Here is a 25,916-nt window from a genome sequence, read left to right on the forward strand (position 1 = left end):
GACGATGACCGGATACAGCCTCGGAGACCTCTTCCCCGAGATTTTCGAGGCTGAGGCCGCCAGCCAGCAGGTGCATGGCGTCGCCTTCGACAGCCGCAAGGTGACCGGCGACGACGTCTTCGTCGCGCTTGCCGGCGCCAAGGCCGATGGTGCGCGCTTCATCATGGACGCGGTCGGGCATGGCGCGGTCGCCATCGTCTCGGGCGGACCGCGCCCGGCCGATCTGCCGGCCGGCGTCGCCTTCGCGCAGGTCGACGATCCACGGCTGGCACTGGCACTGGCCGCTGCCAAAATCCATCCGCGCCAGCCCAGGACCATCGTCGCGGTGACCGGCACCAGCGGTAAATCCTCGGTGGCGGATTTCACCCGGCAGATCTTCCAGGCGCTCGGTCATGAATCGGCGAGTGTCGGCACGATCGGCGTGGTGACGGCCAAGGGCGCCGATTACGGCTCACTGACGACGCCGGACCCGCTTTCGCTGCACGCCTCGTTCGAGAAGCTCGCGGGCGAGGGCGTCACGCATCTGGCGATGGAGGCCTCATCGCACGGTCTCGACCAGCGTCGCCTCGACGGGGTGCGGCTCAGCGCCGGTGCTTTCCTCAATCTCGGCCGAGACCATCTCGACTATCATCCCAGCGTCGAGGAATACCTTGCCGCGAAGCTGCGGCTCTGGAAGCTGCTGCCGGCCGGCGCGCCGGTCGTGATCAATCGCGACGAGCCCTATGCGGGGGAGGCGGCTGAGGCTGCGGCCAAGGCCGGGCATCCGATCATCGGCATCGGCCGCAAGGGCGAGACGTTGACCCTGCTGCGCAACGAGCGCGACGGCTTCTCGCAGCGGCTGACTGTTGGTTTCGAGGGGCGCGAGTTGTCGGTCGACCTGCCTCTGGTCGGTGACTTCATGGCCGGCAACGCGCTGGTCGCGGCCGGGCTCGCCATCGCGACCGGCGAGGACAAGGCTGCATCGCTCAAGGCGATTTCCGGCTTGAAGGGCGTCGCCGGGCGGCTCGAACGCGTCGGCGAGGCGAATGGCGGGCTCGTCGTCGTCGATTACGCCCACAAGCCCGATGCGCTCGCCGCGGTGCTGACGACGCTCAGGCCTTACGCGACCGGACGCCTGATCTGCGTCTTCGGCTGTGGTGGCGATCGCGACAAGGGCAAGCGCCCGCTGATGGGCGCGATCGCGGCCGAAAAGGCCGATATCGCCATCGTCACCGACGACAACCCGCGCAGCGAGGATCCGGCGACCATCCGGGCCGAGATCATGGCCGCTTCGCCCAGGCTCCAGGAGATCGGTGACCGCGAGGAAGCGATCCATGCTGCCGTAAAGATGCTGAAGCCTGGGGATTTGCTGGTCGTGGCCGGAAAAGGCCATGAATCCGGCCAGATCATAGGCGACCGCACGTTGCCCTTCTCGGACCACGACGTGGTCCGCAAGGCGCTATCGGAGATCAAATGATGGGCGGCCCGCTCTGGACCGGAGACAAGCTGATCGCGGCGCTGGGCGCACGGCCCGAAGGCGCCGCGCCGCCGGTCGTGACCGGAGCCTCGATCGATACGCGGACGCTGGAGCCGGGCGACGTCTTCTTCGCCATCACCGGGGAGGCGCGCAACGGGCATGATTTCGTTAAGAGCGCTCTCGACAAGGGCGCGGCGCTTGCCGTGATCGACGAGGCGCATGCCGCTCAGTTTGAGGGCGTGGGCGCACTCGCCGTCGTGCCGGACGTGCTGAAGGCGATGGAGCATGCGGGCAGCGCGCGCCGCGCCGAGCTCAAGGCCGGCGTGGTTGCCGTTACCGGCTCTGTCGGCAAGACCGGCACCAAGGAGGCCTTGCGCCTCGTGCTCTCGCGCCAGGGCAAGACCCATGCGCCGGTCGCTTCCTATAACAACCACTGGGGCGTGCCGCTGACGCTCTGCCGCACCCCCGCCGATGTCGCCTATGGCGTCTACGAGATCGGCATGAACAGTCCCGGCGAGATCGTGCCGCTGGCGCGGATGGTGCGTCCGCAGGTCGCCATCGTCACCACGATCCAGCCCGTGCATCTCGCCGCCTTCGCCTCGCTCGAGGGGATCGCCGAGGAGAAGGCCGGCGTTTACTGGGAACTCGAGAAGGGCGGCACGGCGATCGTCAATGCCGACATCCCGCAATCCGAATTGCTGCGCGACATCGCCAAGTCCGGTCCGGCCGGGCGGATCATCACCTTCGGCGAGAGCCCCGATGCCGATGTGAAGCTGATTTCCTGCGCGCTGAAGCCCGACATGTCGGTGGTCGAGGCCCGCGTCTTCGGCGAGCCTGTGACCTACCGGCTGGGCAGCCCCGGCAAGCATATCGTGCTGAATTCGCTGGCGGTGCTTGCCGCTGTCCATGCGCTCGGGGCCGATCTCGCGCTGGCCGCGCTGGCGCTGGGCGATCTCAAGCCGCCAGCCGGTCGCGGTGCGCGGCAGGTGCTGCAGGCTCCGGGCGGCAAGATCACGCTGCTCGACGAGAGCTATAACGGCAACCCCGCCTCGATGCGGGCCGCGATCGAGAATCTCGGCCGGCTGCCGGTCGAGGGGCGCGGCCGGCGCATCGCCGTGCTCGGCGACATGCTGGAGCTCGGGGCAACCGGGCCGGAGTTGCATCGCGGCCTCGCCGAGCCGCTGGTTTCGAACGGGATCGACAAGGTGTTCACCTGCGGCCCGCTGATGAAAGGGCTGCATGAAAGCTTGCCTTCCGCCATGCGGGGGGCTTATGCCGCAACCGCGAGCGAGCTGGAGCCGCTCGTGCTCGATGCGATCCGCGGCGGCGACACCGTCACGGTCAAGGGATCGCTGGGCACGCGCATGGGGCCGATCGTCAAGGCGATCCTCGCGCGCTTTCCTGCCGTGCCTGCCGAAGACTGATTTACAAGAGAACCAAGCAGCATGCTCGTCTGGCTCGCCGACTTCGCCGGCACCTTCCCGGTGCTGAACGTCTTCCGCTACATCACCTTCCGCGCCGGCGGGGCGACGGCGACGGCGCTGCTGTTCGTCTTCTTCTTCGGCCCCTCGGCCATTTCCTGGCTGCGGATCAAGCAGGGCAAGGGCCAGCCGATCCGCACCGACGGGCCGGAATCGCATCTCGCCAAGCGCGGTACGCCGACCATGGGCGGGCTGATGATCCTGACCGGGTTGTTCGTCGCGGTGCTGCTCTGGGGCAATCTGCGCAACCCTTACGTCTGGATCGTGCTCGGCGTCACGGCGGCCTACGGCGCCATCGGCTTCTATGACGACTTCCTCAAGGTGACCAAGCAGTCGCATAAGGGCTTCTCGGGGAAGGCGCGCATCGCGATCGAGGTCGTGGTCGCGCTGATCGCCTGCTATTTCATCATGCAGATGCAGCCGCCGGCGATCGGCTCGGGCTTCGCCATGCCCTTCCTCAAGGAAGCGATCATCCCGCTCGGCATCCTGTTCCCGCTGGTCACCGCCTTCGTCGTGGTCGGCGCCGGCAATTCGGTGAACCTGACCGACGGCCTCGACGGTCTCGCCATCGTGCCGGTGATGATTGCGGCCGGCACCTTCGGCTTCATCTCCTATCTCGTCGGCAACGCGATCTTCGCCAATTACCTGCAGATCCACCATATCCCCGGCGCGGGCGAACTCGCCGTGATCTGCGGCGCGGTCATCGGCGCCGGCCTCGGCTTCCTCTGGTTCAACGCGCCGCCGGCCCAGATCTTCATGGGCGATACCGGCTCGCTCGGCTTAGGGGGCCTGCTCGGCACCATCGCGGTCGCGACCAAGCACGAGATCGTGCTCGCCATCGTCGGCGGTCTCTTCGTGGTCGAGGCGCTCTCCGTCATCATCCAGGTCTTCGTCTTCAAGCGCACCGGCAAGCGCGTCTTCCTGATGGCGCCGATCCACCACCATTTCGAGAAGCTGGGCTGGACCGAGCCGCAGGTCGTGATCCGGTTCTGGATCATCTCGGTCGTGCTGGCGCTGGTCGGCCTCGCCACGCTGAAGCTGCGCTGAGAGTACCCGCATGACGCCCGTCACCGTTTTCGCCGGGCGTAAGGTCGCCCTGTTCGGCCTCGGCGGGTCGGGGCTCGCCACGGCGCGCGCGCTCAGGGCGGGCGGCGCCGAGGTCGCGGCCTGGGACGACAACGAGACGAGTCGCGCGAAGGCGTCGGTCGAGGGCATTGCCGTCGTCGATCTGGCGAATGCCGACTGGTCGGGTTTCGCCGCCTTCGTGCTCTCACCCGGCGTGCCGCTGACCCATCCCGAGCCGCACTGGACGGTGGGCAAGGCCAGGGCTGCCGGCGTCGCGATCATCGGCGATGTCGAATTGTTCTTCCTGGAGCGGGCGAAGATCGCGCCGGCTTCCCCGGTCGTCTGCATCACCGGCACCAACGGCAAGTCGACGACGACGGCGCTGATCGCGCATGTGCTGAAGGAAGCCGGCCGCGACGTGCAGATGGGCGGCAATATCGGCACCGCCGTGCTGGCGCTGGAGCCGCCGGCCGCGAACCGCATCCATGTCATCGAGTGCTCGAGCTATCAGATCGATCTCGCGCCCTCGCTCAAGCCCACCGTCGGCATCCAGATGAACCTGACGCCGGATCATCTCGACCGGCACGGCTCGCTGGAGAACTATGCGGGAATCAAGGAGCGGCTGGTTGCCGCGGCCGATATCGCGGTAGTTGGTGTCGACGATGATGCTTCCAAGCAGATGGCGCGCCGTCGCGCCGCCGGAGGCCGCCCGCTGGTGAAGATCAGCGGCGAGCAGCCGCTCGACGAGGGCGTCTTCGCCGGCGTCACCGCCAATCAGGGCCGGCTCGACACGCGCATCGTCGAGGTCAAGGACGGCAAGCCGAAAGTCGTGGCCAATCTCGCCGGCATCGGTTCGCTGCGCGGCTCGCATAACGCGCAGAATGCTGCAGCTGCCTTCGCCGCCTGCTCGGCTCTGGGCCTCACCGCCGAAGAGATCGCTGATGGATTCAAGACCTATCCGGGTCTGGCGCATCGCATGGAAGAACTCGGCCGGATCGGCCGTGTCGTCTTCATCAACGATTCCAAGGCGACCAATGCGGACTCCACCGAGAAGGCGCTGACCTCCTTCCACGGCATCTTCTGGATCCTCGGCGGCAAGGCCAAGGACGGCGGCATCGAGTCCTTGCGCCGCTACTTCCCCAACATTGCCCGCGCCTATCTGATCGGGGCGGCGAGCGACCTCTTCGCCGCGACCTTCGACGATGACGGGCGCGTCACTTACGAGCGCAGCGTCACGCTCGACAAGGCGGTGGCCGACGCCACGCGCGACGCCCTGGCGGCGCCGGGCGAAGGCGAGATCGCCGTGCTGCTCTCGCCGGCCTGCGCCTCCTTCGACCAGTTCCCGAATTTCGAGGTGCGCGGCGACAGCTTCCGCAAGCTGGTCGCGGAATTGCCGGGTTTCGAGCCTTTCGGCGGCAAGCGGTAAGTCAAGGGCTGCATGACCTTGTCATTCCGGGGCTTCGCGGAGCGAAGAGCCCGGAACCCACGACTGGGTGAGCCGCTGGCAACCGAACACTTTATGTCTCACCCCATCGTGGGTTCCGGGTTCACGCCTGCGGCGTGCCCCGGAATGACAAGGGCGGTGCCAAGTCCCTGTGAAGACGCAACGGCTCTGCGCTTCAACCGCGCCGGGCGGCCTCGATCTTGGCGACGTCGATCTTCTGCATCGTCATCATCGCGGCGAAAGCGCGCTTGGCTTCCTCGCCGCCGACGGCCAGCGCCTCGCTGAGCACGCGCGGGGTGATCTGCCAGGACAGACCCCATTTATCCTTGCACCAGCCGCAATCGCTCTCCTTGCCGCCATTGCCGACGATGGCGTTCCAATAGCGATCCGTTTCCGCCTGATCCTCGGTGGCGATCTGGAAGGAGAAGGCCTCGCTGTGCTTGAACATCGGCCCACCATTGAGGCCGAGGCAGGGGATGCCGAGCACCGTGAAGGTGACCGTCAGCACGTCGCCGGCCTTGCCGGAGGGGAAATCGGTCGGGGCTCGGAAGACCTCGTTCACCGCGCTGTCGGGGAAGGTCTCGGCATAGAAGCGGGCGGCGGCCTCGGCGTCCTTGTCGTACCACAGGCAGATCGTGTTCTTGCTGGTCGTATTCTCGGCGATGGCCATGGTCTGTCCTTTCGCTGTCGAAACTGGTGCAGGCTGCAACTCCTCCCATGGGGCGACAATGCGTGTCAGGAGCGGCACCCGCATCTGCTCGGCTGCACGAGGCCGATTTGACGCATGGAGTCGATCGCGGTGACTGAGGCTGCATCGAACAGGTCAGGAAGCGTCATTGCGCCGCTGTGGATCGCGATGCGCTGAACTCACCGATCCAACGCATCGGAATCAATCGGTTAACCATTCATTGACAGAGTGATTCGTCACGTAGGCGTGGCTTCGGCCGCGCAGAATTTGTCGATGGGATACCCGTCATGGTCTCGCGCGCGGAACCTTCTCTCAGCGGCCGCTGGTGGTGGTCGATCGACCGCCTGATCCTCACCGCGCTCGTCGCCCTGATGATTTCGGGCGTCGTGCTGCTGATGGCCGGTGGGCCGCCGGTCGCCGAGCGGCTCGGCCTGTCGACCTTCCATTTCGTCAACCGGCAGGCGGCCTATCTCGTCGGCGCGCTGGTGATCTTCCTCGGGGTCTCGCTGATGACGCCGCGCCAGGTCCGGCGCGCCGCGCTGCTGATCTATCTCGGCTCACTCGTGATGGTGGTGGCGACGCTCTATTTCGGCGTTGAGGTGAAGGGCGCGAAACGCTGGCTGACGCTCGGGCCGCTCGGCTCGGTGCAGCCGTCCGAGTTCCTCAAGCCCGCCTTCGTCGTGATGGCCGCCTGGGCCTTCGCCGAAGGCCTGCGTCGTCCCGACCTGCCGGGCACGATCCTGGCGCTGCTCCTGCTGCCGGTCACCATCGTGCCGCTCGTTCTCCAGCCCGATTTCGGCCAGACCATGCTGGTGAGCCTGGTCTGGTGCGGCCTGTTCTTCGTCGCCGGCCTGCACTGGTTCTGGGTGGTCGGGCTGGGCGGCATCGGCGCCGTCGGTATCGTGGTTGCCTATGAGCTGGTGCCGCACGTTCGCGCCCGTATCGAGCGCTTCATGGACAAGGGCTCGGGCGACTCGTTCCAGGTCGATACGGCGCTGGAGAGCTTCGCGCAGGGCGGCTGGCTCGGCAAAGGCCCGGGCGAAGGCACCGTGAAGCGCATCCTGCCCGACGCCCATACCGACTTCATCTTCGCGGTCACCGCCGAGGAGTTCGGCATCGTGGTCTGCATGCTCCTGGTCGCGCTCTTCGCGGTCATCGTGATCCGGGCGCTGTTCGTGGCGCAGAAGGCGGAGGATCCGTTCATTCGCCTCGCGGTCACCGGCCTTGCCCTGCTCTTCGGCATCCAGTCGGCGATCAACATGATGGTCAACCTGCACATGATGCCGGCCAAGGGCATGACGCTGCCCTTCATCTCCTATGGTGGCTCCTCGCTGCTGTCGCTTGCGGTCGGGATGGGCTTCCTGCTGGCGCTGACACGGCGGCGTCCGCGCGCCGTCGATTTCGGGCGCTGAGGCGATGGCCACAGGCAAGCTCATCATGCTGGCGGCCGGGGGAACCGGCGGCCATCTCTTCCCGGCGGAGGCGCTGAGCCACGCGCTGCACGCCAAGGGCATGCGCGTCGTGCTGATGACCGATACGCGCGCCGCCGAGTTCGCCGGGAATTTCCCGGCCGAGGCGGTGCATGCGGTGCCGGCGGCGACGCCGTCCGGCCGCTCGCCTTTGCAGAAGGCCAAGGCGCTGTTCGCCATCGCCAAGGGCACCTTCGCGGCGCGACGGATCATCCGACAGCTGAAGCCGGACGTCGTCGTCGGCTTCGGCGGCTACCCGACGGTACCGCCGGTGCTCGGCGCCTCGCTTGCGGGAGTTCGCACGCTCATCCACGAACAGAACGCCGTGATCGGCCGCGCCAATCGTTTCCTCGCCGGCCGGGCAGACGTGATCGCGACCGGCTTCGCCAAGGTCGGCGGGATCACCGAGGCGCAACAGGCCAAGTGCCGGCATGTCGGCAATCCCGTCCGCCCGGCCGTGATCGAGGCCTCAGGCCGGGACTATGACTGGCCGGGCGAAGGCAAGATCAGGCTCCTCGTCTTCGGCGGCAGCCAGGGCGCGCGCATCATGGCCGATATCGTGCCGTCGGCGATTGAGCTCCTGACCGATGCCGAGCGGGCACGTCTGACCATTGTCCAGCAGGCCCGCGCCGAGGACGACGAGCGCGTGCGCGGCACCTACGAGACGCTCGGCGTCCAGGCGACGATCGCGCCCTTTTTCAAGGACCTGCCGGCGCAGATGGCGGCGGCGCAGCTCGTCATCGCGCGCTCCGGCGCCTCGACCGTGGCGGAGCTCACCGTGATCGGGCGGCCGGCCTTGCTGGTGCCGCTGCCGGGCTCGCTCGACCAGGACCAGGCGGCCAATGCGGCCTTCCTCGAAGGGGCGGGCGGGGCGATCCGCATCCTCCAGCCTGACTTCACGCCGCGCCATCTTGCCGCCGAATTGTCGAAGTTGATCGCGCAGCCCGCGCACTTGACGACGATGGCGGCAAACGCGAAGAGCGCCGGCATCCCCGACGCCGCCGACCGCCTCGCCGATCTCGTGATCGAAACCGCCGGGCGGTAAACCGGCATGGGATCGGATAATGCAGGCAGGTCATCCCGGGCGAAGCGTAGCGCAGACCCGGGATCCATGCCTGAGTCTCAGTTGGAAGCGCTCCGGCATGGATCCCGGATCGGCGCGGCTTCGCCGCTTGTCCGGGATGACGGCGTGTTTCCACGCAAACTATTGAAGACCAAGGACGTGACATCATGAAGCTGCCGCCGAAGCTCGGCTCCATCCATTTCGTCGGCATTGGCGGCATCGGCATGTCCGGCATCGCCGAGGTCCTGCACAATCTCGGCTACAAGGTGCAGGGCTCGGACGCCTCCGACGGCGCCAACGTCAAGCGCCTCGCCGACAAGGGCATCACCACCTTCGTCGGCCACAAGGCCGAGAATCTCGGCGAGGCCGAGGTCGTCGTGGTCTCGACCGCGATCAAGCGCGACAATCCGGAGCTGCTCGCTGCCCGCGAGAAGCGCCTGCCGGTGGTGCGCCGCGCCGAGATGCTGGCCGAGCTGATGCGCCTGAAGAGCTGCGTCGCCATCGCCGGCACCCATGGCAAGACGACCACGACCTCGCTGGTCGCGACCCTGCTGGAGAAGGGCGGGCTCGACCCGACCGTGATCAACGGCGGCATCATCAACGCCTATGGCACCAATGCCCGCATGGGCGAGAGCGACTGGATGGTGGTCGAGGCCGACGAATCCGACGGCACCTTCCTGAAGCTGCCGGCCGACGTGGCGATCGTCACCAATATCGACCCCGAGCATCTCGATCATTTCGGCACGTTCGACGCGATCAAGGCGGCCTTCCGCTCCTTCGTCGAGAACCTGCCCTTCTACGGCTTCGCGGTGATGTGCATCGACCATCCGACGGTGCAGGGGCTGGTCGGCCAGATCACCGACCGCCGCGTCGTCACCTATGGCGAGAACCCGCAGGCCGATTTCCGGCTGATCGACATCGATCTCTCCGGTGGGCAGGCCAAGTTCACGCTCCTCATCCGCGACCGCAAGACCGGCCGCGACGAGGTGATCCGCGATCTCGTGATGCCGATGCCCGGTCATCACAACGCGCTCAACGCGACCGCTGCGATCGCGGTCGCCTATGATCTGGGCATCCCGGTCGAGCGCATCCGCGAGGCGCTGGCCGGCTTCGGTGGCGTCAAGCGCCGCTTCACCAAGACCGGCGAGTGGAACGGCGCGCTGATCTTCGACGATTACGGCCACCATCCGGTCGAGATCGCCGCCGTGCTTAAGGCGGCCCGCGCCTCGACCAAGAACAAGGTGATCGCGATCGTGCAGCCGCATCGCTATACGCGCCTGTCGAGCCTGTTCGACGATTTTGCCGCCTGCTTCAACGATGCCGACACGGTGATCGTGGCCGATACCTATGCGGCCGGCGAGGCGCCGATCGCCGGTGCCGACCGCGATTCGCTGGTCGCCGGTATCAAGGCGCGCGGCCATCGCCATGCCCTGCCGCTGGAGAGTTCCGACAAGCTCGCCGGCATGGTGGCGGAGCTGGCCGGGCCGGGCGACTATGTCGTCTGTTTGGGCGCCGGCAACATCACGCAATGGGCCTATGCGCTGCCGGGTGAACTGGCGGCGCTGAAGGGATAAGCTTGTTTCCTTCTCCCCTCGGGGGAGAAGGTGGCCCGGCGAAGCCGGGTCGGATGAGGGAGGACCGGGTGAGACGCAGCCGAGGCTGCCCTCATCCGTCTGCTTCGCAGCCACCCTCCTCCCCGAGGGGAGAAGGAAGAGCCGCTGGATGAAAGGCACAGCCCTGCATCGCAAGAACTCATCCCGGACCCGTGATTTTGCCCGTGGCCAGCGTGACGAGCCGACGCGGGCTGAAGCCTTGTTCTGGCAAGCGGTTCGCAATCGGCGCTTCATGGCGCTGAAGTTCAAGCGCCAGATGGCGATCGGGCCGTTCATCGCCGATTTCTGCTGCTTCGAGCACAAGCTCGTCATCGAACTTGATGGCGAGACGCACGAAAGTCTGGAGGCACGTACCAGGGACGTTATCCGCACGGCTTTCCTGAAAGGCGAAGGCTATCGGGTCTTGCGCTTTCCCAATGAGCGCGTGCTAGGAAACTTCGAATTTGTCCTGCGTGAGGTCGCGAGTGTTCTCGGTCTCGCCGGACTTCCCTCATCCGACCCGGCTTCGCCGGGCCACCTTCTCCCCCGAGGGGAGAAGGAGTAAGCGCCGAGCCATGCCCTTCGCAGACCTCTCTTCCGATATCCGCGCCTCGGCTCCCGACCTGCGGGGCCGGCTTCTCGCCAATCAGGAGCTTTCGGGCCTGACCTGGTTCCGCGTCGGCGGCCCGGCGCAGATTCTGTTCACGCCGGCCGATGACGAGGACCTCGCCTATCTGCTGTCGAAGCTGCCCGAGGAGATTCCGGTCACGGTGATCGGGCTCGGCTCCAACCTGATCGTGCGCGATGGCGGCATTCCCGGCGTCGTGATCCGGCTCGGCGGCAAGGCCTTCGGCGAGATCGCGCTAGAGAGCGGCGACCGCCTGCGTGCCGGCACGGCCGTGCCGGACGTGAAGGTCGCCCGCGCCGCGGCCGATGCCTCGCTCGACGGGCTGGCCTTCTATCGCGGCATTCCCGGCTCGATCGGCGGGGCGCTGCGCATGAACGCCGGCGCCCATGGCGGCGAGACCACCGACGTGCTGGTCTCGGCGCGTGGCGTCACCCGCAAGGGCGAGATCGTGACGCTCTCCCATGCGGAGATGGGCTTCACCTATCGCAACAGCGCGGCCTCGACCCGCGACATCATCTTCACCTCCGCCCTGTTCCAGGGCCGGCCGGGCGACCAGGCTGAAATCCAGGCCGAGATGGACCGGGTGACGCAGGCGCGCGAGGCGGCCCAGCCGATCAAGGAGCGTACCGGCGGCTCGACCTTCAAGAACCCCGAGGGTGGCAAAGCCTGGAAGCTGATCGATGCGGCCGGCTGTCGTGGCCTGCGCGTCGGTGGGGCGCAGGTCTCGGAGATGCACTGCAACTTCCTGATTAACACCGGCGGCGCGACGGCCGCCGATGTCGAGGGGCTGGGCGAAGAGGTTCGCCGCCGGGTCAAGGAAAACTCCGGCTTCGAGCTGCAGTGGGAGATCAAGCGGCTCGGGGTTGCGGCGTAGCCGCGACTGCCGAGGCGCGGCGGCGCGACAGGATCATCCCGGCGATCGTCGATCCCAAGACGATCGCGATGCCCAGGAATTGCAGCGGGCTCAGCCATTCACCCAGCAGCAGGGCGCCCAGAATCGTCGCCATGGTCGGGCTGAGCAGCCCGAGGAAGGCGACGCCGGCGCCCAGCGTCGTGATACCCCTGATCCAGAGCCAGTAGGTCAGGGCCGTGCCGATGAGCACGAGATAGGCGAATCCAAGCCCGTTCAGGGCGGTGGGGACCGGTGGCAAGCCTTCCACGATCAGGGCGACCGGCAGCAGGATCAGGCCGCCGAGGGTGAGTTGCCAGGCTGCGATCGCGAGCGGCGAGCCCATCTTGCCCCAGCGCTCGATCAGCACGGTGCCGGTCGCCATCGAGGCGGCGCTCGCGAGACCGGCGATGATGCCGAGGGCGTCCGGTTTGGCATGCGGATCGAGCACCAGCAGGGCGACGCCGACGAGACCGGCGAGCGCTGCCACGATCTGCCCGCGGCCGGGGCGCCGGTTGAGCAGGGGCCAGGCGAGCAGGCCGACGATCAGGGGCTGGGTCGAGCCGACCGTGGCGGCGAGTCCGCCCGGCAGACGCGCGGCGCTGACGAAGAGCAGGGCGAAGAAGATGCCGATATTGGCGAGGCCGAGCGCCGCCAGCGGCAGGAGCTTGTCGCGCGGCGGCAGGCCGGGGCCAAGCGCCATCAGCAGCAAGCCGGCCGGCAGCGCCCGGAGCGCGCCGACGAGCAGCGGATGATCGACCGGCAGTGTCTGGGTGAAGATGATGTAGGTCGTGCCCCAGATGCAGGGCACGAGGATCGTGGTCAGCAAGGTCGGGTTCAGTGGCATTTCGGCCTCCGATGGCGCGTCGTGCTTGGCTCTGCCCGGCACGGCTGCTATTTTGATTTGATACAAGATAATTCGATATCAAATTATCTGACGTGAAGTTACTTGGCAAGGAGCAGGAATGAGTCAGGAGCGAGCCGGCGTTCAGGGCGGACCGATGGATTCGATCCTGGCGCAGTGGCGGCGGGAACGGCCCGATCTCGACACCAGCGTGATGGCGGTCTGCGGTGATCTCTGGCGCGCGGCGGACCGGGTGCGCGATGGTGTCGCCGCCAATCTCGCGGGTGACGAGCTCGATCTCGCCGGTTTCGACGTGCTGCTGACGCTCCGGCGACAGGGCAGGGGGCGGGCGCTCTCACCCTCCGAACTCGCGCAGGACATGATGATCTCGACCTCGGCGATGACCAACCGGCTCGACCGCCTGCAGAAGGGCGGGCTGATCGAGCGGCAGCCCGATCCGGCCGATCGTCGGGCCTTGCGCATCGTGCTGACCGAGGCCGGGTTCGCGCTGGCCGACCGAATCGTCGCCAGCCATGTCTCGACCGAGGAGCGATTGGTCAGCGCGCTTTCAGCAGAGGAGCGGGCGGAGCTGAGGCGCTTGCTCGCGAAGATCGGCTAGCGGCTGTTGATTTCCCGGGGAAACACGCGGGTCATCCCGGGCTTGACCCGGGATCCATGCCGGAGCGCTGCTCATCAAGGTTCAGGCATGGATCCCGGCTCTTCGCTTCGCTCCGGCCGGGATGACACGCGTTTCCTTGAAGGCGCAAAGCACTCGATTCGTCATGGTTAACGCGCTGTTAACCAAGTTTAACGAGGTTGGACGCATCGCAGGAGCGAAGCGTCGATGACCAGACATGTTGCAGTGCTGATGGGCGGTTGGTCCGTCGAGCGGGAGGTCAGCCTCAACAGCGGCGCGGCTTGCGCGCGAGCGCTGGAGAGCGTCGGCTATCGCGTCACCCGCGTCGACGTGCAGCGCGACATCGCCGAGGTGCTGGCGAGGCTGAAGCCCGACGTCGCCTTCAATGCCCTGCATGGCCGCTTCGGCGAGGACGGCACGATCCAGGGCGTGCTCGAGATCCTACGCATTCCCTACAGCCATTCCGGCGTGCTGGCCTCGGCGCTGGCGATCCGCAAGGACCGGGCGAAGACCGTGGTGAAGGCGGCTGGCGTGCCGGTCGCTTACGGCGTCAATGTCTCGCGATTCGCGGCCGCCAAGCAGCATGTCCTGCCGCCGCCTTATGTCCTGAAACCGATCGACGAGGGCTCCTCCGTCGGCGTCGTCATCGTGAAGAAGGGCAGGGAACACCCGCCACAGGAAATCGCCCGCCCGGACTGGCCCTGCGGCGAGATGCTGCTGGCTGAAACCTTCATTGCGGGGCGCGAATTGACCTGCGCCGTGATGGGCGACCGCAGCCTCGGTGTGACCGAAATACAAGCCGCAACAGGTGAGTTTTACGACTACGACGCGAAGTACGCGAAAGGCGGCTCGATCCACATCTGTCCGGCTCAAATTTTACCGAAAATTTACCAGCAGATCGAAGAGTGTGCGTTAACGGCGCATCAAGCAATCGGATGCCGGGGCGTCAGCCGATCTGACTTCCGCTACCACGACGAGAGCGACACGCTCGTCTGGCTGGAGGTCAATACGCAGCCCGGGATGACCGAAACCAGCCTGGTGCCCGAATTGGCTGCCCATGCGGGCCTGGATTTCGGTGAGCTCGTCAAATGGATGGTGGAGGACGCCTCCCTCGATCGGTGAAAGCGATGACGACGAAGACCGTTGCCATGCCCCGATTCGCGCCTGCCCGGCCGCTCTCCCGGCTGCCGGTGGCGCCTGCCGCCCCCCAGCTTCTGGTGGGTGAGCAGCGCCAGAGCCGCTGGATGCGCCGCTCGCGCCGCAGCGCGATCGCCGTGCCGTTGGCGCAGCGCCTGCCGCAGAGCCTCGGCACCTGGCTGGCGCTCGGCTTCCTCACGCTCAGCCTCGGCAGCGGTTTCGTGCTCGGCGGCCACTGGCAGACCATGCAGGACAATTATGGCGAGCCGCGCCACATGTTCGCGCGGGCGCTCGGCTTCGGCATCGACCGCGTCACCATCTCCGGCCTCTCGGGACTGTCCGAGCAGGAGGTCCTGGTCGCGGCCGGCATCGATCCGAAGACCTCGCTAGTGTTCTTCGACGCAGACGAGGCTCGCAAGCAGCTGGAAGCCACGCCGCTGATTCGCGAGGCCGCCGTCCGCAAGCTCTACCCGGGCGAGGTCTCGATCCAGCTCACCGAGCGGGAGCCCTATGCGCTCTGGCAGGTGAAGGGCGAGCTCTTCGTGATCGCGGCCGACGGCACGGTGATCGACAAGATGGACGATGGCCGCTTCGCCTATCTGCCGCTGGTCGTCGGCGCGGACGCCAATAACCGCGCCGCCGAATATCTGGCGATCCGCAGCAAGGCCGGCGCCTTCGCCCAGCATATCCGCGCAGCGACCCTCGTCTCCGGGCGCCGCTGGAACCTGAAACTCGATAACGGCATGGATGTGCGCTTGCCCGAGACCAAGCCGGAAGCCGCGGTGCAGCGCCTCGTGTCGCTGGAGAGCGATTATCGCATTCTCGAAAAGGACGTGCTCGCCATCGACTTGCGCCAGCCGGACCGGGTGACGATGCGCCTCACCGAGGAGGCGGCCGCAGCCCGCGCCGACCAGCTCAAGAGCAAGACGAAGAAGAAGGGAGGCGAAGCATGAACCACGTCACCTCCCAGGGCCTGACGCCGCGCATGCGTCCGCTGTCGTCGCGCAAGAGCGCGACCTTGTCGATTCTCGACATCGGCACCAGCAAGGTCGTCTGCCTGATCGCCGAGCTCAGCCCGGCCGAGACCAACGAGCGGCTGCGCGGGCGCACCCATGTCGCCCGCATCATCGGCATCGGCCACCAGCGCTCGCTTGGCCTGAAGGGCGGCGCGATCGTCGATCTCGAAAGCGCCGAACGCGCCATTCGTGCTGCCGTGGACGCAGCGGAGCGCATGGCCAAGGTCGAGGTGCAGTCGGTCATCGTCAACCTGACCGGCGGGCGTATCGGCTCGCAGCATTATGCGGCCAGCGTCGACCTGCGCTCCGGGTCGGTGGGCGATAGCGACGTGAAGCGCGTGCTCGCGACCGCCGCGACCCATGCGCTGCGCCCCGGCAAGGCCGTGCTTCATGCCCTGCCGACCGGCTATGCGCTGGACGGTGTGCCGGGCGTTCTCGATCCGCGCGGGCTGATCGGCGGCAAGCTTTCCGTCGACATGCATGTCGTCGCCAGCGAGGCGGCGGCGGCGCGCAACGTCATGCTCGCGGTCGAGCGCTGCCATCTCGAAGTCGAGGCGGTGGTGGCGACCCCCTATGCGTCCGGCCTCTCTGTCCTCGTCGACGACGAATCGGAGATGGGCGTCGTCCTCGTCGATCTCGGCGGCGGCTCGACCTCGCTCGGCGTGTTCTCGAGTGGGCATCTCGTCCATGCCGACGCAATCGCGGTCGGCGGCAACCACATCACCATGGACGTGGCGCGCGGTCTCTCGACCCGCGTCTCGGCGGCCGAGCGCCTCAAGACGCTGCACGGCTCCTGCATCTCCAGCGCCTCCGACGAGCGCGACATGATCGCCGTGCCGCAGGTCGACGACGACGAGCGCGACATGCCGAACCATCTCGCCAAGTCGCATCTGGTCAGGATCATCAAGCCGCGCGTCGAGGAGATCCTCGAACTGGTGCGCGACCGGTTGAACAATGCCGGCTTCTCGGCCCAGGCCGGGCGGCGCGTCGTCCTGACCGGCGGCGCCTGCCAGCTCACCGGCCTGCCGGAAGTGGCGCGGCGCATCCTTGGTGGCCAGGTCCGCACGGGCCGGCCGCTCGGGATCAAGGGCCTGCCGGAAGCCGGCAAGGGCCCCGCCTTCGCGGCGGCGGTCGGCCTACTGGTCTATCCGCAGGTCGCCCATGTCGAGCATTTCGAGCCGCGTGCCATCGGCGGGCGGCCTCTGATGACGGGGACGGACGGCTACTTCTCGCGTGTCGGGCGGTGGCTGAAGGACAGTTTCTGATCCTGGCGCGAGCCGGGGTCGAGAATTGAGTGAGTATGGCGCGTCCTGAGGGCGGGCCACGGCGTCAAACGTAGCAATCGGGACGGCTCCCGCCAGGCGCCGGACAAGGGATCAAAAGAGGCAACCATGGCGATGAATCTGCAAGCCCCGGACATCCGGGAACTGAAGCCCCGGATCACGGTGTTCGGCGTCGGTGGCGCCGGTGGCAATGCGGTCAACAACATGATCGAGGCCGGCCTCGACGGTGTCGACTTCGTCGTCGCCAACACCGATGCGCAGGCTCTCGCCCTGTCGCGCGCTTCCCGCATCGTCCAGATGGGCCTGCAGGTCACCGAGGGTCTCGGCGCCGGCTCGCAGCCGGAAGTCGGCCGCGCGGCGGCCGAAGAGGTCATCGACGAGATCCGTGACCATCTGGCGGGCGCCCACATGGTCTTCATCACCGCCGGCATGGGCGGCGGCACCGGCACGGGCGCTGCTCCCGCGATTGCCCGCGTCGCCCGCGACATGGGCATTCTGACCGTCGGCGTGGTCACCAAGCCGTTCCAGTTCGAGGGCCAGCGCCGCATGCGCATGGCTGAAGCCGGCATCGGCGAGCTGAACGAGGCGGTCGACACCCTGATCGTCATCCCGAACCAGAACCTGTTCCGCGTCGCCAACGAGACCACCGGCTTCGCCGATGCCTTCGGCATGGCCGACCAGGTGCTCTATTCGGGCGTCGCCTGCATCACCGACCTGATGGTCCGTCCCGGCCTCATCAACCTCGACTTCGCCGACGTGCGCGCCGTGATGCGCGGCATGGGCAAGGCGATGATGGGCACCGGCGAGGCCCAGGGCGAGAAGCGCGCGCTGACCGCGGCCCAGGCCGCGATCAACAACCCGCTGCTCGACGACGTCTCGATGAAGGGCGCGCGCGGCCTGCTGATCTCGATCACCGGCGGGCGCGACATGAAGCTCTATGAGGTCGACGAGGCCGCCACCCGCATCCGCGAGGAGGTCGATTCTGAGGCCAACATCATCGTCGGCGCCACCTTCGACGAATCGCTGGAAGGCACCGTGCGCGTCTCGGTCGTCGCGACCGGCATCGACAAGCCGATCTCGTCGCTGGTCGAGAACGACGACACCGAGGCCCGCATCGCCCAGGTCGCCGAGCGCCTGAAGGCCGAGGCCCGCCTGCGCAGCAACGCCGCGGTTGCCACCGCCCGTCCGGTCGCCCCGCCGGCGCCCGTGATCGAGACGGCCCGCGTCGCCCCCGCGCCGATGCCGGAGCCCGCTCCGATCGCCCAGGTCGCGCAGGACATCCGCATCGAGCCGGTGCAGCCGCGCCCGGTGATGGCCGCCCCCCCGGCGCCCGAGCCGGTCCACCATGCCGAGCCGCACCTGCATTTCGACGAGAGCTTCATCCCGCCGATGCCGGAGCGCGCCGTGGTTCGCCCGACCCGCATGCCGCGCGTCGAGGACCTGCCGGCTCCCGGCCAGGCCCAGCTCAACGCGCATCGTGGCGCCCAGCCTGCGCCGCAGCCGCCGAGCGCCGTCGAACAGAAGCGCATGTCGCTGATGCAGCGCCTCGCCTCGGTCGGTTTCGGCGGCCGCAAGGATGAGGAGGCCGAGATGGCTCCGGCCCCAGCGCCTGTCCGCCAGATGCCGCAGGCACCGATGCCGCAGGCGGCCGCGCCGAGCGCCGCCCATGCCGAGTACATGCGCCGCCCGGTGCAGCAGCCGGCCTCGCGTCCGGCGCAGGGCCAGCTCGACCCGCATGGCCGCGCCGCGCCGACTCGCTCCAGCGAGGAAGACCACCTCGAGATTCCCGCTTTCCTTCGCCGCCAGGCGAACTGACGGGACTGAAAGCCTCTCACGGCTCTGTAACAAGACCCGCCGCGGCGCCGCCGCGGCGGGTTTTTCGTCGTTAGAAAATGTTTATCTTTCAGCGCTTTATATGATCCGATCCACGTGGACGGCGCTGTAACACAGCGAAAGAAAGCGTGATTTTGAGAGGCGGCCTCAAAAGCTTATCTTGCGGCGCATCAGAACGACAGCGTTGCCGGGTCTTCTCCGGTGCCGGCCTTGGATAGACATCGCCGGACCGTGCCACCTTCGCCTCGGCGGAGGGCAGGCTGAACCCGGCGATCAGGATTGGATAACCGAATGACCTTTGATCGGCAGACGACCTTGCGGGCAGCCGTGACCCTGACCGGCATCGGCGTTCATTCCGGCGCTCCCGCCAGCATCTGCCTCAAGCCCTCCAGCGTCAATTCCGGCGTCGTCTTCCTGCGGACGGGCATCGAGGGCATGCCGCCCCAGCTCATCCACGCCAAGCACACCAAGGTCAGCGCCACCGAACTCTGCACCGTGATCGGCGACCGTGGCCCGGCCTCGGTCTCGACCATCGAGCACCTGATGTCGGCCTGCGCCGGCATGGGCCTCGACAACGTGCTGGTCGAGATCGACGGGCCGGAAATGCCGATCATGGACGGCAGCGCCCGCGAATTCGTCGCCGCCATCGAGGCGACCGGCATGACCACGCTCGCCGCGCCGCGCCGCTATCTCAAGGTTCTTCAGCCGGTCCGCATCGAGCAGGGCCGCGCCTTCGCCGAGCTCGCTCCGGCCGAGCATGGCTTCCGCCTCGATGTCGAGATCGATTTCGACAGCGTCGTGATCGGCCGCCAGCGCAAGATCTTCGACCTCGACGCGCAAGGCTATGCCAGCGAAATCTCGAAGGCCCGCACCTTCGGCTTCATGCGTGATGTCGAGCAGCTCTGGAAGGCGGGTTTCGCCCAGGGCGCCTCGCTCGAGAACACCGTCGCCGTCGGCGAGGACAAGGTGATCAACCCCGAGGGCCTGCGCTATGGCGACGAGTTCGTGCGCCACAAGGTGCTCGACGCGATCGGCGATCTCGCGCTCGCCGGCTATCCGATCATCGGCGAGTTCCGCTCCTATTGCGGCGGCCACCGGATGAATGTCCAGATTCTCCAGGCGCTGTTTGCCGACCGCGCGAATTTCGCGATCGTCGAATCCCAGCCGGTCTTCGCGGCGCCGCGTGCCGTGCAGATGGCTGCCGCCGCGCCGGCCGCCTTCGCGCCGGATCTGCACTAAAACGCGGGCCAAGGCTGCTCCGCCTTCCATTCGCCGGGTTTTTGTCCCAGATGCCGCATCCGTGCGGAATCCCGTCATAACCGATTTTCGGCAGTGGCGCGGGGGAAGCGTCTGAGGTAAGGCATGCTTCCCGCCAGCAGGGACGATCGAAAGAGGACGGACGACGTGAGCGTGACGCGGCAAAGCCTTCCGGCAATCCATCGCGGTCTTTCGCCGCGTAGGGGCATCGCTCTTGCGCTGGGCGCCGCCTTGCTGCTCGGCGGCTGCGATACCCTGTCCTCGCTCAACCCCTTCGACAAGCCCGAGGTCTACAAGCCGGACCTGACGCCGCCGACGCCGGCCGACAAGCTCTATAACGAAGGCCTCGCCCGCCTGCAGAACGGCGACAGCGAAGGCGCCTCGAAGAAGTTCGAGGACATCGACAAGACCTCGCCGTTCTCGCCTTATGCCCGCAAGGGCCTGCTGATGACGGCCTATACCAATTTCCAGGCGTCGAAATGGGAGGAGGCGATCACCGCCTCCAAGCGCTTCATCGCCCAGAACCCGGCGAGCCCGGACGCGGCCTACGCCCAGTACATCCTGGCGATGTCCTATTATAACCAGATCCCGGACGCGACCCGCGATCAGGAGCGGACCGCCCAGGCGATCCAGGCTCTTGAGCAGCTCATCGCCACCTATCCGAAGTCGGAATACGTGCTCGACGCCAAGGAGAAGCTCCTGGTGGCGCGCGACCAGCTCGCCGGCAAGGAGATGAATGTCGGGCGCTACTATCTTGAGAAGCGCAATTATACCGGCGCTGTGAACCGCTTCCGCGAAGTGATCATCAAGTACCAGACCACCCGCCATGTCGAGGAGGCGCTGATGCGCCTGACCGAGGTCTATATGGCGATGGGCATCACCAACGAGGCGCAGACGGCGGCGGCCGTGCTCGGGCACAATTTCCCGGACAGCCCGTGGTACAAGGACTCCTATGCCCTGCTGCAGAGCGGCGGCCTGGAGCCGCGCGAGGATCGTGGTTCCTATATCAGCCGCGCCTTCCAGGGCTTCTCGCGCACGGTCGGCGGCATCATCGGGATCAACCGCTTCTGACGGGATAGGACGCCCCTTGTCATGACGGGCCACGGGCGATCCTGCCAGATCCGAAAACGGGGTTGAGCGCCGATGCTGGCGCAGCTCTCGATTCGCGACATCGTCCTGATCGACCGGCTCGATCTCGGCTTCCATGAGGGGCTGAGCGTGCTCACCGGCGAGACCGGCGCGGGCAAGTCGATCCTGCTCGACGGCTTCGCGCTGGCGCTCGGCGGGCGCGGCGACGGCTCGCTCGTGCGCCATGGCGAGGCGCAGGGCCAGGTCAGCGCCGTGTTCGACCTGCCGATGACCCATCCGGCCCGCAAGCTCGCGCAGGCGCAGGAGATCGATACCGACGGCGATCTCATCCTGCGCCGCGTGCAATATGCCGATGGACGCACCCGCGCCTTCATCAACGACCAGCCGGTCTCGGTGCAAATCCTCAGGATGGTCGGCGCCGCGATCGTCGAGATCCACGGCCAGCATGACGACCGCGCCCTGACCGATCCGGGTCAGCATCGCACCATTCTCGACGGATTCGGCGGGCTGGAAGCGCAGGCCGAGGCGGTTGCCGGGGCGAGCGAGACGCTGAAGCGGGCGCGACAGGCCCTGCAATCGCAGCGCCTGCGTGTGGAAGCCGCGCGCAAGGAAGCGGATTTCCTGCGCCATGCCGTGGAAGAACTCGGCAAGCTCGCACCACAGGCCGGCGAGGAGGATGCGCTGGCTGCCACCCGCCAAGGCATGATGCAGGCCGAGAAGGTCGCGCGCGACCTGAACGAATCCTATGAGGCGGTCGGCGGGCAATCTTCTGCCATTCCGACGCTCGCTGCCGTGCTGCGCCGGTTGGAGCGCCGGGCGAGCCAGGCGCCGGAGCTGGTCGATCCCTCGATCGCTGCGCTCAACACCGCGATCGTGGCGCTGGAGGAAGCCGGCGAGGCGCTCGCCGCCGCGACCCGCGCGGCCGAATACGATCCGCGCGAGCAGGAGCGCATCGAGGAACGCTTGTTCGCGCTCAGGGCTGCCGGTCGCAAATACGATGTGCCGGTCGATGGCCTGTCGGTTCTGGCGGCGACGATGGCGAGCGATCTTGCTGCGCTGGACGAGAGCGAATCGTCGCTGTCGCGGCTTGAGGCGGAACTCGGCGAGGCCGAAACGGCCTTTGTCGGCCTGGCGCAGGCCTTGTCCGAGGCGCGGCAGGCGGCTGCGGCGCGGCTCGATGCGGCGGTGAAGGCCGAGTTGCCGCCGCTCAAGCTGGAGCGGGCGCGTTTCATTACCCGGATCGAGAGCGACGCGGCGGCGCGCGGACCTGAGGGGTTCGACAAGGTCGAGTTCTGGGTCGAGACCAATCCCGGCACGCGGCCGGGACCCATGATGAAGGTCGCATCGGGCGGCGAGCTCTCGCGCTTCATGCTGGCGCTCAAGGTCGTGCTGGCCGAGCGTGGTTCGGCCCCGACGCTGGTCTTCGACGAGATCGACACCGGTGTCGGCGGGGCGGTGGCCGACGCGATCGGCGAGCGGCTGGCGCGGCTTGCGGGCCAGGTGCAGGTGATCTCGGTGACGCATGCGCCGCAGGTCGCGGCCAAGGCCGGGCAGCATTTCCTGATCGCCAAATCGGCGGGGGAGGGTGAGGCTTCCCGCACCGTGACGCGGGTCACGGCGCTGGAGGACCAGGCGCGGCGCGAGGAGATCGCGCGGATGCTGGCGGGTGCCTCAATCACCGAGGAAGCGCGCGCGGCGGCCGGGCGCCTGTTGCAGGCGGCGGGCTTGCGCGGCTGATTGCCGTCAGGCCGCGACCAGTTCGTAGCCCGCGCCCGTCTTCGCAACCCGCCTGAAGCCCTCGACATGGCCGCCGGAGACGAGCCAGTTCTCGTGCGCGGCGCGCTCCAGGATGCCACGGCGGGAGGCGAGCGCGGTCGCGGCGTCGAAATCATAGACGAAGCCGATATCCGGGTCGGAGGCCTGCAGATCGGAAAGATGCAGCGCATCGCCCCAAAGCAGCAGGCTCTCGCCTTCGCCCTCGATCAGATAGCCGCTATGGCCGAACGTGTGGCCCGGCAGGGGGATCAGTGTGATGCCCGGATGGGCCTCGCCCGCGGGAACAGCGCGGATACGGCCGGCATAGAGCTTCTTCAGCGTTGCTGTGATGGCGAAGGCTCCCTGCTTCCTCTCCGGTGTGCGCGCGCGATTGGCCTCATCGCCGTAGAAGCCGAAATCGGCCTCGGGCACGGTGATTTCCGCATTCGGGAAAAAGGACTTGTCGCCGCCGAACAGGCCGAGCGCGTGATCGCCGTGGAGATGCGTGATCAGGACGTGGGCGACGTCTTTGGGCGCGATGCCTGCAGCCGCCATCGAGGCCGGGGCATGGCCCATTGCGGCGCCCCAAGACGGGCCGGTGCCGGCATCGATCAGGGTGATGCCGTCCGGGCCCTTCAGGGCAAAGCAGTTCACAGTGATGCTGACCTTCGGCTTGCCCCAGCGCGCGACAGCTTCGTCGCGGGCGGCCTCGCCATCGGCATGGATCAGTACATCGAGCGGTGCCTCGAAGACGCCGTCATGCAGGATGGAAACCTCGTAGGCGCCGATGCGGCGGGCGTGCTGGACCATGGGCTGTTCTCCGCTTTGGCGTCGCGAGCATCGGGTGAGGTCGGGAAGCTAGTCGGGCCGCTACCTTGCCGGCAAGGCGCGTCCGGCCCGGCTCAGCCCTGCGCGGGGCGCGGGAATGCCGCATTTCCTTTTGTATCGCTTTGCTTTATGAGCCGCTGTCATCCGATGGTGCAGCTGCCCGTTAGATCGCCATGCGTCCTGCTGGACGCCTCTTGGGGGCGATCTAATTATTTGTTTTGGCATCGGATTTTCTGAAAAGTGAGTCTCACTTTTCGGTCCGATTACCGAATACCGCCTGAACCCATCGCCACGCTTCGCGCCGTTCATTTGTCTTACGCCGCAAACCTTTAGGCCGTTATCGCATGTCCTTTTCTCTCACGAGCCCGCCGCTCGCGCGCGCGCTCGCCGATCGCAATTATTCCGACCCGACGCCGGTGCAGAGCGCCGTCATCGAGGATGCCGCCCGCGGGCGCGACCTGCTGGTCTCCTCGCAGACCGGTTCCGGCAAGACCATCGCTTATGGCCTCGCTATCGGCGAGACCTTGCTGGGCACCGCCGAGAAGCTCGGCCCCGCGGCCGAGCCGCTGGCCCTGATCATCGCGCCGACGCGCGAACTGGCCCTGCAGGTGCAGCGCGAGCTTGCCTGGCTCTATGCCCAGACCGGCGCGCGCGTGATCTCCTGCGTCGGCGGCATGGACCCGCGCCGCGAGGCGATGCTGCTCGACGAGGGCGCGCATATCGTGGTCGGCACGCCCGGCCGCCTGCGCGACCATATCGAGCGCCGCCGCCTCGATGTCTCCGCGCTGAAGGCCGTCGTCCTCGACGAGGCCGACGAGATGCTCGATCTCGGCTTCCGCGACGATCTCGAATACATTCTGAAGACGGCGCCCGAGAGCCGCCGCAGCCTGCTGTTCTCGGCGACCTTCCCGAAGGCGATCGTGCAGCTCGCCCAGAGCTACCAGCGCGATGCGCTGCGCATCGAGGTGGAAGCGACCCGGCGCGGCCATGCCGATATCGCCTACAAGGCAGTGCGCGTCTTCCCGAAGGAAGCCGAGCTCGCTGTCGTCAACCTGCTGCGCTTCCACAATGCGCCGGTGGCGCTGGTCTTCTGCAACACCCGCAATGCCGTGCGTCATCTCGAGGCAATCCTGCTGGAGCGCGGCTTCACCTCCGTCGCGCTGTCGGGCGAACTCGGCCAGAACGAGCGCAACGCTGCGCTGCAGGCGCTGCGCGACGGCCGGGCGCGGGTCTGCGTCGCGACCGACGTCGCCGCGCGCGGCATCGACCTGCCGGGGCTCGACCTCGTCATCCATGCCGAGCTGCCGAACGATTCCGAGGTGATGCAGCATCGCTCGGGCCGCACCGGTCGCGCCGGCAACAAGGGCACGAGCGTCCTGCTGGTGCCGCAGTCGCGCCGCCGCAAGGCCGAGCGCCTGCTGATGGAAGCCAAGGTCGAGGCCGAGTGGATCGGCCCGCCGACGGAGGAAGAGATCCGCGTTCTCGACCAGGAGCGCCTGCTTTCCGATCCGCTGCTCAACGGCGACGGCTCCGAGGACGATGCCGGCATGATCGAGGCGCTGATGGCAGGCCGCGAGGCGCGCGACATTGCCGCTGCGCTGGTGCGGCTCTATCGCGCCCGCCTGCCGGCGGCGGAAGAGGTTGGCGATCCCGGCTTCGGCCGCGATGAGCGCCGCCCGGCCCGCACCAACGAGGATTACGCCGCCAAGCGCCCGTTCGGTGCCAGACGCGACGAGGGCGAGGATGGCGAGCGTCCGCGCAAGCCGGCCGGCCCGCGTGGCGACACCGTCTGGTTCCGCCTCGATATCGGCCGCAAGCAGGGCGCCGATCCGCGCCAGCTCTTGCCGATGCTGTGCCGCCGTGGGCGGATCACGCGCGACGAGGTCGGCGCGATCCGTATCTTCGACCGCGAGACCAAGGTCGAGATCGACGCCGATGTCGCCGACCGCTTCTACGATTCGGTCCGGATCCCGGATCGCGACAAGATCGTGATCGAGCCGACGACCGAGGCCGAGCGCCGCCCGGCCAAGTCCTTCTCGGACAAGGCCGAACGCCCCGCCGCGCCGCGCCGGAGCTGGGGTGACGATCAGGCTGCCGATGACAGGCCGCAGCGGCCGCGATTCGAGCCACGGGACGCGAATCAACGCGCGCCGCGGGGCGATGACCGCCAGCCCTATCGCGCCGACAGCAGGCCCCCGCGCGACGACGCGCGCCCGCCGCGCCGCGATGACGGCAAGCCTGGTGGTTTCAAGAAGCCGTTTGCCGGGAAGGGCAAGCCTTTCGCCGGCAAGCCTGAAGGCGGGCGCCCGGCTGGTGGCAAGCCCTTCGGCAAGGGCAAGCCGCGCGGTGGTCCTCGCGGCTGAGGCTTCAGCTTTACACAAAAGCGCCGATTTCCCGGGTCAAGCTCGGGAGATCGGCGTTTTTTTCTTTGAAGAATGCGCGCTTCGAGCGTTGCCGCCTGC

Annotated in this window: 21 protein-coding genes; 18 read left to right on the plus strand and 3 right to left on the minus strand. The window is 67.4% G+C overall.

The window, feature by feature from the left end:
• Nucleotides 1-4: 4 nt before the first annotated feature.
• From ACODTJ_RS05185 to murD, 4 genes are read left to right on the plus strand one after another with little or no spacing between them, the layout of a single operon-like run.
• Nucleotides 5-1,456, plus strand: coding sequence for a UDP-N-acetylmuramoyl-L-alanyl-D-glutamate--2,6-diaminopimelate ligase (locus ACODTJ_RS05185; RefSeq protein ID WP_454658965.1), 1,452 nt, complete (start codon nt 5-7; stop codon nt 1,454-1,456).
• A complete protein-coding gene (locus tag ACODTJ_RS05190; protein WP_488847779.1) occupies nt 1,453-2,880 on the plus strand; it encodes a UDP-N-acetylmuramoylalanyl-D-glutamyl-2,6-diaminopimelate--D-alanyl-D-alanine ligase in 1,428 nt (475 codons plus the stop codon). Before ACODTJ_RS05185 ends, ACODTJ_RS05190 begins: the two co-directional genes overlap by 4 nt.
• 21 nt (nt 2,881-2,901) lie before the next feature.
• Nucleotides 2,902-3,984 carry a phospho-N-acetylmuramoyl-pentapeptide-transferase gene (gene mraY / locus ACODTJ_RS05195; protein WP_454656143.1) on the plus strand — a complete coding sequence of 361 codons (1,083 nt, stop codon included), beginning with the start codon at nt 2,902-2,904 and terminating at the stop codon, nt 3,982-3,984.
• Nucleotides 3,985-3,994: 10 nt separating this feature from the next.
• Entirely contained in the window at nt 3,995-5,428 is a 1,434-nt protein-coding gene (murD, locus tag ACODTJ_RS05200; protein ID WP_454656144.1) for a UDP-N-acetylmuramoyl-L-alanine--D-glutamate ligase, read from the plus strand.
• A 193-nt stretch (nt 5,429-5,621) separates the two neighbouring features.
• On the opposite strand, the gene ACODTJ_RS05205 is transcribed toward murD, so the two are convergent.
• Nucleotides 5,622-6,116, minus strand: coding sequence for a VOC family protein (locus ACODTJ_RS05205; protein ID WP_454656145.1), 495 nt, complete (start codon nt 6,114-6,116; stop codon nt 5,622-5,624).
• Between the two features lie 305 nt (nt 6,117-6,421).
• On the opposite strand from ACODTJ_RS05205, the gene ACODTJ_RS05210 reads away from it, so the two are divergent.
• From ACODTJ_RS05210 to murB, 5 genes are all read left to right on the plus strand, one after another.
• Nucleotides 6,422-7,546 carry an FtsW/RodA/SpoVE family cell cycle protein gene (locus tag ACODTJ_RS05210; RefSeq protein WP_454656146.1) on the plus strand — a complete coding sequence of 375 codons (1,125 nt, stop codon included), beginning with the start codon at nt 6,422-6,424 and terminating at the stop codon, nt 7,544-7,546.
• A gap of 4 nt (nt 7,547-7,550) precedes the next feature.
• Nucleotides 7,551-8,648: an undecaprenyldiphospho-muramoylpentapeptide beta-N-acetylglucosaminyltransferase gene (gene murG, locus ACODTJ_RS05215; RefSeq protein ID WP_454656147.1), complete on the plus strand. Its 1,098-nt coding sequence runs from the start codon at nt 7,551-7,553 to the stop codon at nt 8,646-8,648.
• Between the two features lie 185 nt (nt 8,649-8,833).
• The gene (murC, locus tag ACODTJ_RS05220; RefSeq protein WP_257734478.1) at nt 8,834-10,240 is read left to right on the plus strand and encodes a UDP-N-acetylmuramate--L-alanine ligase; all 1,407 of its coding nucleotides are present in this window, start codon (nt 8,834-8,836) and stop codon (nt 10,238-10,240) included.
• Between the two features lie 148 nt (nt 10,241-10,388).
• The gene (locus ACODTJ_RS05225) at nt 10,389-10,823 is read left to right on the plus strand and encodes an endonuclease domain-containing protein (protein WP_454656148.1); all 435 of its coding nucleotides are present in this window, start codon (nt 10,389-10,391) and stop codon (nt 10,821-10,823) included.
• Nucleotides 10,824-10,833: 10 nt separating this feature from the next.
• Nucleotides 10,834-11,760, plus strand: coding sequence for a UDP-N-acetylmuramate dehydrogenase (gene murB, locus ACODTJ_RS05230; RefSeq protein WP_454656149.1), 927 nt, complete (start codon nt 10,834-10,836; stop codon nt 11,758-11,760).
• Here the strand turns inward: murB and ACODTJ_RS05235 are convergent.
• Nucleotides 11,735-12,622: an EamA family transporter gene (locus tag ACODTJ_RS05235; protein WP_454656150.1), complete on the minus strand. Its 888-nt coding sequence runs from the start codon at nt 12,620-12,622 to the stop codon at nt 11,735-11,737. The genes murB and ACODTJ_RS05235 overlap by 26 nt on opposite strands.
• Before the next feature lie 118 nt (nt 12,623-12,740).
• On the opposite strand from ACODTJ_RS05235, the gene ACODTJ_RS05240 reads away from it, so the two are divergent.
• The 8 genes from ACODTJ_RS05240 to recN all read left to right on the plus strand — a co-directional run bounded on the left by ACODTJ_RS05240 (nt 12,741) and on the right by recN (nt 22,608).
• On the plus strand, nt 12,741-13,238 hold the full coding sequence (locus ACODTJ_RS05240) for a MarR family winged helix-turn-helix transcriptional regulator (protein WP_454656151.1): 498 nt from the start codon (nt 12,741-12,743) through the stop codon (nt 13,236-13,238).
• A gap of 225 nt (nt 13,239-13,463) precedes the next feature.
• Nucleotides 13,464-14,378: a D-alanine--D-alanine ligase gene (locus ACODTJ_RS05245; RefSeq protein ID WP_454656152.1), complete on the plus strand. Its 915-nt coding sequence runs from the start codon at nt 13,464-13,466 to the stop codon at nt 14,376-14,378.
• A 5-nt stretch (nt 14,379-14,383) separates the two neighbouring features.
• On the plus strand, nt 14,384-15,346 hold the full coding sequence (locus ACODTJ_RS05250) for a cell division protein FtsQ/DivIB (RefSeq protein WP_454656153.1): 963 nt from the start codon (nt 14,384-14,386) through the stop codon (nt 15,344-15,346).
• The gene (ftsA, locus tag ACODTJ_RS05255) at nt 15,343-16,674 is read left to right on the plus strand and encodes a cell division protein FtsA (RefSeq protein ID WP_454656154.1); all 1,332 of its coding nucleotides are present in this window, start codon (nt 15,343-15,345) and stop codon (nt 16,672-16,674) included. Before ACODTJ_RS05250 ends, ftsA begins: the two co-directional genes overlap by 4 nt.
• 126 nt (nt 16,675-16,800) lie before the next feature.
• A complete protein-coding gene (gene ftsZ / locus ACODTJ_RS05260) occupies nt 16,801-18,507 on the plus strand; it encodes a cell division protein FtsZ (protein WP_454656155.1) in 1,707 nt (568 codons plus the stop codon).
• Nucleotides 18,508-18,816: 309 nt separating this feature from the next.
• Nucleotides 18,817-19,764: a UDP-3-O-acyl-N-acetylglucosamine deacetylase gene (gene lpxC, locus ACODTJ_RS05265; RefSeq protein ID WP_454656156.1), complete on the plus strand. Its 948-nt coding sequence runs from the start codon at nt 18,817-18,819 to the stop codon at nt 19,762-19,764.
• Nucleotides 19,765-19,935: 171 nt separating this feature from the next.
• Entirely contained in the window at nt 19,936-20,853 is a 918-nt protein-coding gene (locus ACODTJ_RS05270) for an outer membrane protein assembly factor BamD (RefSeq protein WP_488847786.1), read from the plus strand.
• Between the two features lie 72 nt (nt 20,854-20,925).
• Entirely contained in the window at nt 20,926-22,608 is a 1,683-nt protein-coding gene (recN, locus tag ACODTJ_RS05275; RefSeq protein ID WP_454656158.1) for a DNA repair protein RecN, read from the plus strand.
• 6 nt (nt 22,609-22,614) lie between these two features.
• Here the strand turns inward: recN and aidB are convergent, their stop codons facing one another.
• On the minus strand, nt 22,615-23,436 hold the full coding sequence (aidB, locus tag ACODTJ_RS05280; RefSeq protein ID WP_454656159.1) for an AidB family quorum-quenching N-acyl homoserine lactonase: 822 nt from the start codon (nt 23,434-23,436) through the stop codon (nt 22,615-22,617).
• A 362-nt stretch (nt 23,437-23,798) separates the two neighbouring features.
• On the opposite strand from aidB, the gene ACODTJ_RS05285 reads away from it, so the two are divergent.
• The gene (locus ACODTJ_RS05285) at nt 23,799-25,817 is read left to right on the plus strand and encodes a DEAD/DEAH box helicase (RefSeq protein WP_454656160.1); all 2,019 of its coding nucleotides are present in this window, start codon (nt 23,799-23,801) and stop codon (nt 25,815-25,817) included.
• Nucleotides 25,818-25,916: the final 99 nt, after the last annotated feature.

It is taken from the genome of Allobosea sp. FG18 (genome assembly GCF_057809495.1).